This window comes from Pelagibius sp. (assembly GCF_965249265.1).
Classification (GTDB): domain Bacteria; phylum Pseudomonadota; class Alphaproteobacteria; order Kiloniellales; family Kiloniellaceae; genus Pelagibius.
The window spans coordinates 1,154,366-1,166,233 of record NZ_OZ252224.1 but is presented as its reverse complement, the minus strand read 5'-3'; the positions used below and the strand labels follow the sequence as shown (position 1 = coordinate 1,166,233).

Below are 11,868 nucleotides of genomic sequence, written 5' to 3'. Positions count from 1 at the left end.
GATCACATCAGGGGACCAGACGGCGAAGGCCGCCATTCGCGCCAAGGCCCTCTCGCTCGGCTTCGACGCGGTGGGCTTTGCCCGGCCTGAGGTTCTGCCGGCAGCCCGCGAAGCGCTGATGGCCTTTCTCGAAGCCGGCTACCACGGCGAGATGGACTGGCTCGCCCGCAATGCCGACCGGCGCGGCGACCCCAAGGTGCTCTGGCCGGAGGCGCGCAGCGTCATCGTGCTGGGCCAGAACTACGGACCGCGGGAAGACCCTCTGGCCCTTTTGGAGCAGCCGAGCCGCGCGGCGATCTCTGTCTACGCCCGCAATGCCGACTACCACGACCTGATGAAAAAACGCCTGAAAGCCCTGGCGCGCTGGATTCATCAGGATCTGGAAGCCGAGGTAAAGGTCTTCGTCGATACCGCGCCGGTGATGGAAAAGCACCTGGCCCAGGCCGGGGGCCTCGGCTGGCAGGGCAAACACAGCAATCTGGTATCGCGCGATCTCGGCTCCTGGCTGTTCCTGGGCGAAGTCTATACGACGCTGACGCTGGAGCCTGACGAAAGCGAAGAGGATCACTGCGGAAGCTGCCGCAACTGTCTGGATGTCTGCCCGACCGACGCCTTTCCCGCACCCTATCGGCTGGATGCGACGCGCTGCATTTCCTATCTCACCATCGAACACAAAGGCCACATCGCCCGGGAGTTCCGCAAGCCCATGGGCAACCGCATCTATGGCTGCGATGACTGTCTGGCCGTCTGCCCCTGGAACAAGTTCGCACAACCGACAACCGAAGCCGCCTTCCTGCCGCGCGCGGAGCTGACGGCGCCGCGCCTGACCGACCTGCTCGAACTCGACGACAGCAGCTTTCGTAAGGTCTTCGCCGGCTCCCCCATCAAGCGCATCGGGCGCGACCGCTTCGTCCGCAACGTTCTGATCGCCCTAGGCAACGCCGGCGATGCTGCCGCAGTTCCGGCTATCGAGGTCAAGCTTAGCGACCCCTCGCCTCTGGTTCGCGCCATGGCGGTCTGGGCCCTTGGGCAACTTCTCGACGAGGGCTCCGTCGATGCTTTGCGCCAACAACACGGCGCCCGGGAAAACGACCCTGCGGTCCTTGACGAATGGTCCGGGTCAGGAGCCTAAGACGTGCTGCGGCTGCACATAACCGGTGCTTCCGGGTCAGGAACGACGACCCTGGGCAAGGCGCTTGCAAGGCAGTTGCAGATCACCCATCTGGACACCGACGACTTCTACTGGCTGCCGAGCGAGCCGCCGTTCTCTGAGGCACGGCCGGCGGCGGAACGATTGCGCCTGATGAACAAAGCCCTCGTCCAGGCGGCGAACTGGGTTCTCTCGGGCTCAGTGGGCGGCTGGGGCTCATCGCTCACGCCGCAGTTCGATCTGGTCATCTTTCTCTCGGTTCCGACCCCGGTACGCCTCGCCCGACTGAAGGCGCGGGAGCTTGCGCGCTTCGGCGGCGACCGCCTTGCCCCCGGCGGCGAACAGCACGAGATCCATAACGCCTTCATGGAATGGGCCTCGCTCTATGAAAGCGGCCCGCCGATTGGACGCAGCCGCGAGAAACACGAGCGTTGGTTGGAGAAGCTGCCCTGTCCGGTGCTTCGCCTGGAGGGAGAGCAAAGCCGCGATGCGCAGCTTGCCGAATGTCTCGCCGCGCTACGCGATCACAAACTGAGAGACTGACCCTAGGGGGCGCCTGGAAATCTCGCCTACTGCGGTTGAGGTTCGGCTGAGGGGCGGCGCTTGGCCTTGTCCGGCGGAAAGCAGACGAAGCTCACGCGGTGAGGCTGGCTGATCGAGCAGCCGTTCCAGAAGAAGTCCTCGTCCTTTCGCTCCAGCCGGCCACCGTCGCATTCATAGGCCGCCTCTTCAGCTATTTGCTGATCCTCGTCAAAGGCCGGGTTGTAACAAAGACCGAATGCATAGGGCTGCAATCTCGGCAAGAGATTGGCTTTCTGCGACTCCGCTTCAGCAGCCGCCACATCGGAACCATCCACCGGAAACGGTGCCGTCGAGCAGGCCGCCAGTCCGAGAAGCAGGAAAACACCGGCCAAAGGGCCGATCAGCGGACCGCGCAGCATAGGAAACTCCCCCAAAAGATAGCCGCCGAAAGATCATTGCCGCATTGATACGCAGCCGCAGGCTTCCTGTCATCCCGGAAGCGGATCAAATCTTATTAAACACTATTTTTAGTGTATATATTGATATTTATACATTTTCTCTTGGACAATTGAATTCTATCACCCTACTTTTATTGTGAAATGGATTTCCGGGCAGCTCCGGAAACCGCAGAGCTGATCGGAGAGGGTCAGCAAGCCATTGACAAACATACGAATTCAGCCGCCTCTGAAATACCCTCGGATCGCGGCAGGGAACAGCAAGAAAGCGGATCATGCGATACTTCCCGGCATTCCTTGACCTCTCCAGCCGAACCAGCCTGCTGGTCGGCGGTGGAGAACTCGCCCTGCGCAAGCTGCGCCTGCTTCTGAAAGCCGACGCCAGGGTCACTCTGGTGGCCCCCAGGCTGAGCGCGGAAATGGCCGAGTTGGCCGACGACCGCCGGGTTGAGTGGATGTGCCGCCCCTTCATGGCCGCCGACGTGCAGGGCCGCGCCCTGGCGATTGCCGCCAGCGGCAAGGCCGAGGTCGATGAAGACGTCGCGGCGGCGGCTCAGGCCGCCGGGGTCGCCATCAACGTGGTCGACCGCCCCGATCTCTGCAGTTTCATCACCCCCGCGATCATTGACCGCAACCCGCTGGTGATCGGTATTTCAAGCGGTGGCGACGCGCCGATCCTGACGCGCCAGTTGCGCGCCAAGATCGAAGCGCTGCTGCCGGCACGCCTGGGCGACCTCACCCGTTTTGCCGGGTCCTTCCGCTCCGCTGTCGGCGCGACCATTACCGAGGGCGCCGCGCGGCGCCGCTTCTGGGAGCGTTTCTTCAGCGGACCGGTGGCCGACGAGGTTCTGGCCGGCCGGGAAACCGCCGCCCGCGAGGCGATGCTCGGCCTGATCAATGGCCGCGCCGCCCAGGACCGCGAACCCGGTTCCGTCGCCATCGTCGGCGCAGGGCCCGGCGATCCGGATTTGCTGACCTTCAAGGCCATGCGCCGCCTGCAGGAAGCCGATGTCATTCTCTACGACAAACTGGTCGGTCCCGAGATCATCGACTATGCCCGCCGCGATGCCGAGCGCATCTATGTCGGCAAGGCAAAGGCAAACCACAGCAAGAGCCAGGACGAGATCAACGCGCTGATGGCCGAGCATGCGCTGGCCGGCAAGCGGGTGGTCCGCCTGAAGGGCGGCGATCCCTTCATCTTCGGACGCGGCGGCGAGGAGATGGATTATCTGGAGAGCCGCGGCGTCGCCGTTGAGGTGGTGCCCGGTGTAACAGCCGCCGCCGGCTGTGCCGCAGCGGCAGGCATTCCCCTCACCCTCCGCGGCACCGCCCTGGCGGTCACTTTCCTGACCGGTCATGCCCGCGACGGCGAGCCCGATCTCGACTGGGCGAGCCTGGCCAGCGGCAAGCAGACCCTGGCCGTCTATATGGGCGTCTCGACCGCGGAAATCGTGGCGCAGCGGCTGATCGAACACGGCCTCGCGGCCAGCACGCCGGTCGCCGTCATCGAGAACGGAACCCGCAGCGACCAGCGGGTCGTCACCGGGCGCCTGCACGAACTAAACGACCGCTTGCAGCGCGAGGGAATCGCCGGCCCTGCCCTGATCATCATCGGCGAGGTCGCGGCAAGGGCGCTGGCCACGGAAGGCGCGGCGCTGACTCGCGAGCTGGCGGTTCTGCCCCAGGCCGTCGCGGTTTAGAGGAGAGAACGAAGATGCCCCTTAAAGCCGTTACCGCCAACCGGCTGCGCGAAGGCGATGTGGTCTATCTGACCGAGAGCGGCCTCTGGTCCAACTGGCTGAACCAGGCCTGCGCTAGCGAAGATGAAACCGTCCAGCAGGACCTGCTGCAGCGTGCGGAGGCCGACGTCGCCGCCCGCAAGGTCGTGGCGCCCTATCTGATCGAGCTGATCGAGGTCGACGGCATCCTGCAGCCCCTTTCCACCCGCGAAAACATTCGCGCCGCAGGCCCGACCGTGCGCGCCGATTACCGCAACGTCCCGCTGGTCGCCTGAAGCTGGCGGCGGCGAAGAGGAACAAGCCATGTATCGTTACGACGAATTCGACCACGCCTTTGTGCAGCAGCGTGTCGCGCAATTCCGCGGGCAGGTGGAACGCCGCCTTGCCGCTGAGCTGAGCGAGGACGAGTTCAAGCCGCTGCGCCTGATGAACGGCCTCTATCTGCAGCTCCACGCCTATATGCTGCGGGTCGCGGTGCCCTACGGCACCCTGTCGTCAAAGCAGATGCGCCGCCTGGCCAGAATCGCCCGGGACTACGACCGCGGCTATGGGCATTTCACCACGCGCCAGAACATCCAGTACAACTGGCCAAAGCTCGCCGAGGTGCCCGACCTTCTTGCCGAACTGGCCGAGGTCGAGATGCACGCCATCCAGACCAGCGGCAACTGCATCCGCAACGTGACCGCGGATCACTTCGCCGGCGCCAGCGCCGATGAGATAGAAGATCCGCGCATCTATGCCGAGATCATCCGCCAGTGGTCCAGCCTGCATCCGGAGTTTTCCTTCCTGCCGCGCAAGTTCAAGATCGCGGTGACAGGCGCGCCCAACGACCGCGCCGCCGTGCGCTTCCACGACATCGGCCTGCAGATCCGACGCAACGAGGCCGGTGAAGTCGGCTTCGAGGTGATCGTCGGCGGCGGTCAGGGACGCACCCCGGTGATCGGCGTGACAATTCGCAAGTTCCTGCCCAAGGCCCATCTGCTGAGTTACCTGGAAGCCATCCTGCGGGTCTACAACCAGCTCGGCCGCCGCGACAACCTTTACAAGGCACGCATCAAGATCCTGGTGCAGCAGACCGGCGCCGAGGTCTTCACCCGTCTGGTCGAAGAGGAATGGGACGCCTTGAAGAACGGCGCCCTCACCCTGCCGGCCGAGGAAATCGAGCGAATCGAAACCTATTTCGCGCCGCCGGCTTTCGAGACCCTGCCGGCCGTCAACCCGGCCTTCGAAGCCCGCCGTTTCGAAGACCGCGACTTCGCCCGCTGGGTGCGCAGCAACGTCTCCGCCCACAAGGCCGACGGCTATGCCATCGCCAGCATTTCATTGAAGCCGGAAGGCGGCGCCCCCGGCGACGCCACGGCAGAGCAGATGGAAGTGGTGGCAGAACTGGCCGAGATCTACAGCTTCGATGAGATCCTCATCAGCCACGAACAGAACCTGGTGCTGCCGCATGTGAAGCTGAGCGACCTGCCGGCCGTTTGGGACAAGCTGGTCAAGCATGAACTGGCGACGCCGAACATCGGCCTGCTGACCGACATGATCGCCTGCCCGGGCCTGGACTATTGCAATCTGGCCAATGCCCGCTCAATCCCCGTTGCCCAGCGCATCTCCCAGCGCTTCAGCGATCTCAACCGCCAGCACGAGATCGGCGACCTGAAGATCAAGATCTCCGGCTGCATCAACGCCTGTGGCCATCATCACGTCGGCCACATCGGCATTCTGGGCGTGGATAAGAAGGGTGAGGAGTTCTATCAGATCACCCTGGGCGGCAGTGCCGATGAAAACGCCGCCGTCGGCAAGATCGTCGGCCCGGCTTTCTCCTATGACGACGTGGTCGATGCCATCGACAGCATCGTCGCGACCTATCTCGACCGGCGTCAGGAAGACGAAAAGTTCAATGACACCTATGCCCGCATCGGCATCGCCCCCTTCAAGGAGAAGCTCTATGCCGCTGCTTAAGAACGGTCAAATCATCGAAGACACCTGGTCGAACCTGCCGGAGAGCGCCAACGACGATGACGGCGGCGCAGCCCTGGATGTCGATCTGATCGTCAGTCTGGAACAGTGGCAAAGCGACCGCGATGCCCTGCTGAAGCGCAACGGCCGCCTGGGCCTGCGCCTGCGCAGCGACCAGCCGCCGGCGGAGATCGTCGCCGACCTCGAACACTTCGACCTGATTGCTCTGGACTTCCCCAAGTTCTCCGACGGCCGCGCCTATTCCTATGCCCGACTGTTGCGGGAGCGCCACGGCTTTCAGGGTGAGCTGAGAGCCGTGGGCAACGTGCTGCGCGATCAGTTGTTCTTCATGCTGCGTTGCGGCTTCGACAGCTTTGAAGTCGCCGGCGAAGACAGCGCCGAAGCCTGGCGCGAGGCGATTGCCGAGATGAGCGTCTGGTACCAGCCGACCGGAGACGGACGCAGACCCAGCGGCGTGCTGGGCGGCGCCTTCGGCCGCTCGCGCGCCGTAGCCGCAGAATAGCTCGTTCACTGGAGTGGGGACCCTGCCGATGCTGGCCTCAAGGAAGAGCAGATCGGATTTGGTGGTCCGCCCGGCAGCCAATCAGGCTCACAATCAGGACTTGGCCCTCCGGCAACGCGAGCGTGCGCGCCTGCTGGCCTTGCGCTACGGAAGCTATAACAGCCGGGACATTCTCGCCGCCGCGGTGAATGACATCTTTCCCGGCCGCATCGCCGTGGTGTCGTCTTTCGGAACCGAATCCGCCGTGCTTTTGGATCTCGTCGCCCAGGTCGACCGCGCGATACCGGTCGTCTTCCTGGAAACCGGCAAGCACTTCCCGGAAACCCTGGCTTACCGTGACAACCTCATCGCGCACCTCGGGCTGACCGATGTGCGCTCGGTAGCGCCCGCAGCGGAGGATCTGGCCTGGGCCGATGCCGACGGCACTCTCTGGAAACGCAACCCCGATCTCTGCTGTCGGCTGCGCAAGGTGCTGCCGCTGGAACGGGCGCTGAGCGGTTTCAGCGCCTGGGTCAATGGCCGCAAACGCTTCCAGGGCGGCCTGCGCGGCCAAATCCAGGTTTTCGAGGCCTCCGGCGGTCGCATCAAGGTGAACCCTCTGGCCGCCTGGGACCCGCAACAGATCAGCACCACCTTCGCCGAGCGACGCCTGCCACCGCACCCCCTGGAGGCCGCGGGATACGCCTCAATCGGCTGTGCGCCCTGCACTTTCAAGGGGGGCGACGGAGAAGGAGCTCGCAGCGGACGCTGGCAAGGCCGGGAAAAGACCGAGTGCGGCATCCACCAGGCGCCTTGGTAGCACCAGCCGGTGCGGCCTGATTAAGCGGCTTTGCACCCCCTTGACTTAACCATAACCGTTAACCAAATCAGGGATGGGAGGGCTCTGCCCCTCCGATGACACAGCTTGGCTTTTTGGCCGGCCGTCCATGACCCTTGGTCATCGCGCCGCGATGCCTTCAGTATTGATTCGCCGAGAGGCCCCTCAGGGGAAAGACTCAACGCTTCCCACCCCAGTAGACAATCGACTGAATCCTTTTTTGCGATGGCGAAAAATGAGGTAATCGCCTGGTTAATTCTTGGAAATATCTCGACTTTCAACTGCATGTGTTAAGTAACTTATTCGCGAAAATCAGTTATCCACAAATATTCATCCATCAAAAGCAATTTTGTTTCCCGAATAAGCCAAGTTCTTTTTGAAGATATGCGGGATTAATAGTTAATTTGCCGCGAAATTAGTGCGAATTTATCTAAAACTTTCAACGAAAATTCTTGATATGCACTATTAAGATTGTGTAAACCTTTACCAGCAGCTAAAGCCTGAGCTGGAGTGTTAACGCTGAACCAGGGCTTTAGAAGACCCGACAGAACAGCGACACGGCAGTGTCCACACCAGCCCCGATAAGGGCGCAGCAGCTGCGAAGAGTTCACAGGGTTTAGGACGATTGATGAACCGGATTGCGGACAAACTGGCCCTCAGGCGGCCTCACCAGAAGCGTTGGCTCGCGCGTGCGCGCCGCGGCTTGGTGACGGCCAGGGCGAAGATGGGACTGGGCGGTCGAGAGCTCTCGACCAGCGCGTTCGTGTCTGCCCTCTCCGCCCCCCTGGCTTGTGTGATCGCCGCCGGTGCCCTGGCCCACGTCGCGACCGACGACCGGGTGGACAGCACCTGGACGCGGGTGACGGCTCAAAGCTTCATCCCCGTCGACGTGAAGGACATCGATCCCGATCACTTCTATATCCGCCAGGTCGGCATCAACCAGCTTGATCTGGAAGAACAGATCGCCAGCGCTTTCACGCCCAATCCGGGCAAGCTGCGCGAAGAGCTGACCTGCTTGGCCCAGAACATCTACTTCGAAGCACGCAGCGAGCCGGATGCCGGCAAGCTCGCCGTTGCCCACGTGGTGATGAACCGCGTCGCCTCCCGCTACTTCCCCGAATCGGTCTGCGGCGTCGTCCGCGACGGCACCGACGAGGTGCTGCACAAGTGCCAATTCTCCTGGTACTGCGACGGCAAGGAAGACTTGGTGACGGACGAGCAGTCCTGGAGCGAGAGCATGCACCTCGCCAGCCAGGTTTACTGGGGCCGTGCCAAGGACAATTCCGGCGGCGCGCTGTGGTATCATGCCGACTACGTGAAGCCGTTCTGGCGCAAGGCGTTCCTGCGGGGACCCAAGATCGGCCGCCACATCTTTTATTCGCGCAAGCCGGAGCCGGCGCCGACCCAGGTTGCGCAGAGCGACTGACACAGGCGGCGGGTTCCATCGCCAGCAGCCAACTGGTTTCCTAAAAGAGATACGCAGTCAAGTGCGGTGCTCGCGCCCCAGCATCAAAGCCTCGATGATGCGGAAGTACTTGTCGGGAAGGCTGATGAAGCGGCCACCGAAAAGGCCGTCATTCGTTACGGCGCGCTTGATTTCGACATCCATCTCAAGGTGCCGCCCGTCGTCGAGCAAGATCTCCAGTCGCGTGTGGTGGCCTTCGGGCAGATGAAGTTTTGCCGCGTTTGTGGCGTCGGCGACCGCGCCGAACCCGGTGATCGAAATGTCGACGACAAAGACATCCTGTCCCTGAATCCTGCCTGAAAGATTCAGGTGGCGCCGGCGATCCCGGCGGCGCTCTTTCCCTTTCACCGTCATCCTGCGGTTCACATCGGTCCTCGCGACTGATTCCCTTAGAGCAGGTCCGAGTTTGATGGACCGCTCTGGCGTCGGCAGGCTAGCCAGCTTTTCGTATAGAATTCGTTAGCACCGCATTCCAGCCGCAGGCCATTGTGCAAACCTAGCTCAGCAGATGCCGGGCGATCTTGCCGGTCGAGGTCTGGGGCAACGCGCTCTGAAACTGGATGAGCCCGGGACACTTGCCGTCGGGCAGCGTCCGCGACAGCCAGCCGAGCAACTCCCGCTCCGCCACGGACCGCCCGGCTTTCAGAACCACAAAGGTCTTTGCTTCCTGACCCAGATAATCATCGGGAACGGCAATGACAGCCGCCTCGCTGACGGCGGGATGGCCTTTAAGAACCGCCTCCACTTCGGCGGGATAAATGTGTTCCTCGCCGCGCAGGATCTTGTCGTCAACGCGGCCCAGAACATCAAGACGACCAAACTCGTCAAAGCGGCCGATATCGCCGCTGCGCAGCCAGCCGCCCTGCAGACGGCGCCGCGTTTCCGCCGGCATGTTCAGGTAGCGCTTCATGACACCGGGGCTGCGCACCAGGATTTCGCCCTGGTCGCCACAGGCGGCCTCCTTACCCTTGTCGTCCAGCAACTTCACTTCGACGCCCGGCACGATGCGCCCGGCGGTCGTCGGCCGCGGCGTGCCGCCGCACCCACCCCAGGCCACGATCGATGAAACCTCGGTCAGGCCGTAGCCCGGTGTCAGGCCCAAACCGAAACGATCTTTGAAAGCATCTGTCAGGCCCGCCTGCAAAGGGGCGCCGCCGGTCGCACAGAGCTGCAGGGAACGGCGGACGGCCCTGGTATCGACCCCGTCCGCCCGCTCCATCAGATACTGATAGTAGATCGGCATGTGGACGAAGTAGGTCACGGCTTCTTCGGTGATCAGATGCCAGATCAAGGCGGGGTCGAAACCCTCTACCAGGACCATGACCTCGCCGTTGAGCACCGCCAGGTTCAGGCCGCAGACCTGACCCATGATGTGAAACAGCGGCGTCGAAATCAGACGCACAGCCGTGGCTTCACGCGCCGCCAGCGGCTGGTTGATCACCACCATGGCGGTCAGATTGCCTTGCGTCAGTTCCACCCCCTTGGGACGGCCCGTGGAGCCCGAGGTATAAAGCAGCACCGCCGTTTCATCGGCGCCGTAGCCGTAGGTCCGGAAGGAACCGGACTGCCCTGTCATCAAATCGCCAAGCGCCGGCCAGCCGGAAAGACCGGCGGTCATACCCAGATCGCTAGGGACCATCCAAACCTTCCGGCAAAGGTCCGCCTTCTCCGCCGCCGGCAGCGCCTGCTCCGCAAAGGCATTGTCGCCGCGACCTTCGAAAGTCAGCAGCGCCTCGGCGGCGGAATCGTTCAACTGAAAGAGAATGTCGCGCTCCCGCAGCGTCGTGCTCAAAGCGACGACGACGCCACCGATTTTCAGGATGCCGTAATAGGCGGCCAGAAAGCCCGGCCGATTGCTGCAGGCCAGGGCAATACGGCTGCCGGGCCCGAAACCTTGCGCCCGAAGGCCGTTGGCCACCTGGTTGGCCTGATGAAGAATCTCGGCATAGCTGAAACGCCGGCCTTCATAAACCACGGCCGTTGCCGTCGGCGTGCGTACGGCGGTGGCATCCAGATAGAAAGCGACATTCAACATCACCAATCTCCGTCAGATTTCGGGAAGACTTCAGCCCTCGGAGGGCGCCGGGCGGGGTCGGTAAATCCAGGCCATGAGCAGCAAGGCGAGCAATGCCAAGGCTGCGCCGGAGACATAGGGCCAGCCGCTGCCGAGGCTGCCCAGGGCAAAGCCGCCCCAAACCGGGCCGAGGATCCTTGCCACGCTCAGGATCGCATGATTAAGGCCGAGGGCCGTGCCCTGGATCGAGGCGGGGGCCGCTTTGGACAGCAACGCCTGAAGGCAGGAGAGGCTGGTGGCGATGCCGCCGCCCAAGAGCATCAGGGCGACGGCTATGACACCATCGCTGGGCCAGAGTACAAAGAGCGACATGCCCAGGCCCATCGCCAGCGCGGCGCCCGCCGCGACCGGTTCTTCCCCCAGCCGTCTGCACAAGAACGGGATCAGCACCCAAAGACTGAAGAGCGCCGCCATACCGGCAAACATGAAACCGAGCGCGACATCGGAGGCGCGCCAGGAAAGCATCCGCGACGACCACAGGCCGAGCGTCGTCTCCATGGCGGCATAGGCAAAGGCCAGGACCGCCATGACGGCGATGGGACCAAGGCAGAGTGGCGACAGGATTAATGCGCCCAAGCCCCGCCCCTTACCGGGCGTTGGAAGCCGTTCCCCAACCGTCGGCAGCCTGATCTCGCGCAGCAGAAAGACCGCCAACACCAGAGCCATGACGGCAAAGGCCGCACCGCCCAGGGCGCCGCTGCGGTAATCGTCGCCGCCGGGTCCCAAAAGCCATTCGCGCCCCAGTATCGGACCGATGATAAAGGCAATTGCGAAGGCCGAGTTCACATTTGCCATGCCACGGACGCGGCTCTTGTCGCAGGTGCAGTCGGCCATCAACGCCTGGATGACCGGTATCGCCGCGTTGCTGACCCCGGCAAGCGCCCGGGCGGCAAAGAGCCAGGCCAGGGAATCGGCATAGGCCATCATCAGATAGGCCACGGGGGCAGTCGCCAGGGCCAGACAGGTCACACTGCGGCGCCCTATCTTGTCGCTGAGGCGTCCCATAAAGGTCGAAAGGACCAGCACCACGGCCGTGTCGGTGACCAGAATCAAAGAAACCTGCAGAGGACTGGCGCCCAGATCCAGGGCCTGAAACGGCAAGGCCGGATAGACGATCCCCAGACCGATCAGATAGACCAGGGTGATGACTATGGGTGCCGGCATGGC

The 11,868-nt window shown here is 63.1% G+C and carries 12 protein-coding genes; 8 read left to right on the top strand and 4 right to left on the bottom strand.

Annotated elements, in window-relative coordinates:
* Position 1 precedes the first annotated feature (1 nt).
* Together queG and ACP146_RS05660 are read left to right on the top strand one after the other, a co-directional pair.
* A complete protein-coding gene (gene queG, locus ACP146_RS05665) occupies positions 2-1,132 on the top strand; it encodes a tRNA epoxyqueuosine(34) reductase QueG (protein ID WP_422369621.1) in 1,131 nt (376 codons plus the stop codon).
* A gap of 3 nt (positions 1,133-1,135) precedes the next feature.
* Positions 1,136-1,693, top strand: coding sequence for an AAA family ATPase (locus ACP146_RS05660; protein WP_422365795.1), 558 nt, complete (start codon positions 1,136-1,138; stop codon positions 1,691-1,693).
* Between the two features lie 26 nt (positions 1,694-1,719).
* On the opposite strand, the gene ACP146_RS05655 is transcribed toward ACP146_RS05660, so the two are convergent.
* The gene (locus ACP146_RS05655) at positions 1,720-2,091 is read right to left on the bottom strand and encodes a hypothetical protein (RefSeq protein WP_422365794.1); all 372 of its coding nucleotides are present in this window, start codon (positions 2,089-2,091) and stop codon (positions 1,720-1,722) included.
* A 311-nt stretch (positions 2,092-2,402) separates the two neighbouring features.
* Here ACP146_RS05655 and cysG point away from each other — a divergent pair, with 311 nt between their 5' ends.
* The 6 genes from cysG to ACP146_RS05625 all read left to right on the top strand — a co-directional run bounded on the left by cysG (position 2,403) and on the right by ACP146_RS05625 (position 8,588).
* Entirely contained in the window at positions 2,403-3,827 is a 1,425-nt protein-coding gene (gene cysG / locus ACP146_RS05650) for a siroheme synthase CysG (protein ID WP_422365793.1), read from the top strand.
* A gap of 14 nt (positions 3,828-3,841) precedes the next feature.
* Positions 3,842-4,141: a DUF2849 domain-containing protein gene (locus ACP146_RS05645; RefSeq protein WP_422365792.1), complete on the top strand. Its 300-nt coding sequence runs from the start codon at positions 3,842-3,844 to the stop codon at positions 4,139-4,141.
* 28 nt (positions 4,142-4,169) lie between these two features.
* On the top strand, positions 4,170-5,825 hold the full coding sequence (locus ACP146_RS05640) for a nitrite/sulfite reductase (protein ID WP_422365791.1): 1,656 nt from the start codon (positions 4,170-4,172) through the stop codon (positions 5,823-5,825).
* Complete coding sequence (locus ACP146_RS05635; protein WP_422365790.1) at positions 5,812-6,345, top strand: DUF934 domain-containing protein; 534 nt, start codon at positions 5,812-5,814, stop codon at positions 6,343-6,345. Before ACP146_RS05640 ends, ACP146_RS05635 begins: the two co-directional genes overlap by 14 nt.
* A 61-nt stretch (positions 6,346-6,406) precedes the next feature.
* Entirely contained in the window at positions 6,407-7,144 is a 738-nt protein-coding gene (locus ACP146_RS05630; protein WP_422365789.1) for a phosphoadenylyl-sulfate reductase, read from the top strand.
* 646 nt (positions 7,145-7,790) lie between these two features.
* Entirely contained in the window at positions 7,791-8,588 is a 798-nt protein-coding gene (locus ACP146_RS05625; RefSeq protein WP_422365788.1) for a cell wall hydrolase, read from the top strand.
* A 57-nt stretch (positions 8,589-8,645) separates the two neighbouring features.
* Here ACP146_RS05625 and ACP146_RS05620 read toward each other — a convergent pair whose 3' ends face one another.
* From ACP146_RS05620 to ACP146_RS05610, 3 genes are all read right to left on the bottom strand, one after another.
* Complete coding sequence (locus ACP146_RS05620; protein ID WP_422365787.1) at positions 8,646-8,981, bottom strand: PilZ domain-containing protein; 336 nt, start codon at positions 8,979-8,981, stop codon at positions 8,646-8,648.
* A 142-nt stretch (positions 8,982-9,123) separates the two neighbouring features.
* Positions 9,124-10,662: a class I adenylate-forming enzyme family protein gene (locus tag ACP146_RS05615; protein WP_422365786.1), complete on the bottom strand. Its 1,539-nt coding sequence runs from the start codon at positions 10,660-10,662 to the stop codon at positions 9,124-9,126.
* Between the two features lie 30 nt (positions 10,663-10,692).
* The gene (locus ACP146_RS05610; RefSeq protein WP_422365785.1) at positions 10,693-11,865 is read right to left on the bottom strand and encodes an MFS transporter; all 1,173 of its coding nucleotides are present in this window, start codon (positions 11,863-11,865) and stop codon (positions 10,693-10,695) included.
* Positions 11,866-11,868 lie beyond the last annotated feature (3 nt).

Coding starts and splice junctions, on each gene's coding strand:
- ACP146_RS05655 (WP_422365794.1), bottom strand. CDS start 2,091: ATGCTGCGCGGTCCGCTGATCGGCCCTTTGGCCGGTGTTTTCCTGCTT.
- cysG (WP_422365793.1), top strand. CDS start 2,403: ATGCGATACTTCCCGGCATTCCTTGACCTCTCCAGCCGAACCAGCCTG.
- ACP146_RS05645 (WP_422365792.1), top strand. CDS start 3,842: ATGCCCCTTAAAGCCGTTACCGCCAACCGGCTGCGCGAAGGCGATGTG.
- ACP146_RS05640 (WP_422365791.1), top strand. CDS start 4,170: ATGTATCGTTACGACGAATTCGACCACGCCTTTGTGCAGCAGCGTGTC.
- ACP146_RS05635 (WP_422365790.1), top strand. CDS start 5,812: ATGCCGCTGCTTAAGAACGGTCAAATCATCGAAGACACCTGGTCGAAC.
- ACP146_RS05625 (WP_422365788.1), top strand. CDS start 7,791: ATGAACCGGATTGCGGACAAACTGGCCCTCAGGCGGCCTCACCAGAAG.
- ACP146_RS05620 (WP_422365787.1), bottom strand. CDS start 8,981: ATGACGGTGAAAGGGAAAGAGCGCCGCCGGGATCGCCGGCGCCACCTG.
- ACP146_RS05615 (WP_422365786.1), bottom strand. CDS start 10,662: ATGTTGAATGTCGCTTTCTATCTGGATGCCACCGCCGTACGCACGCCG.
- ACP146_RS05610 (WP_422365785.1), bottom strand. CDS start 11,865: ATGCCGGCACCCATAGTCATCACCCTGGTCTATCTGATCGGTCTGGGG.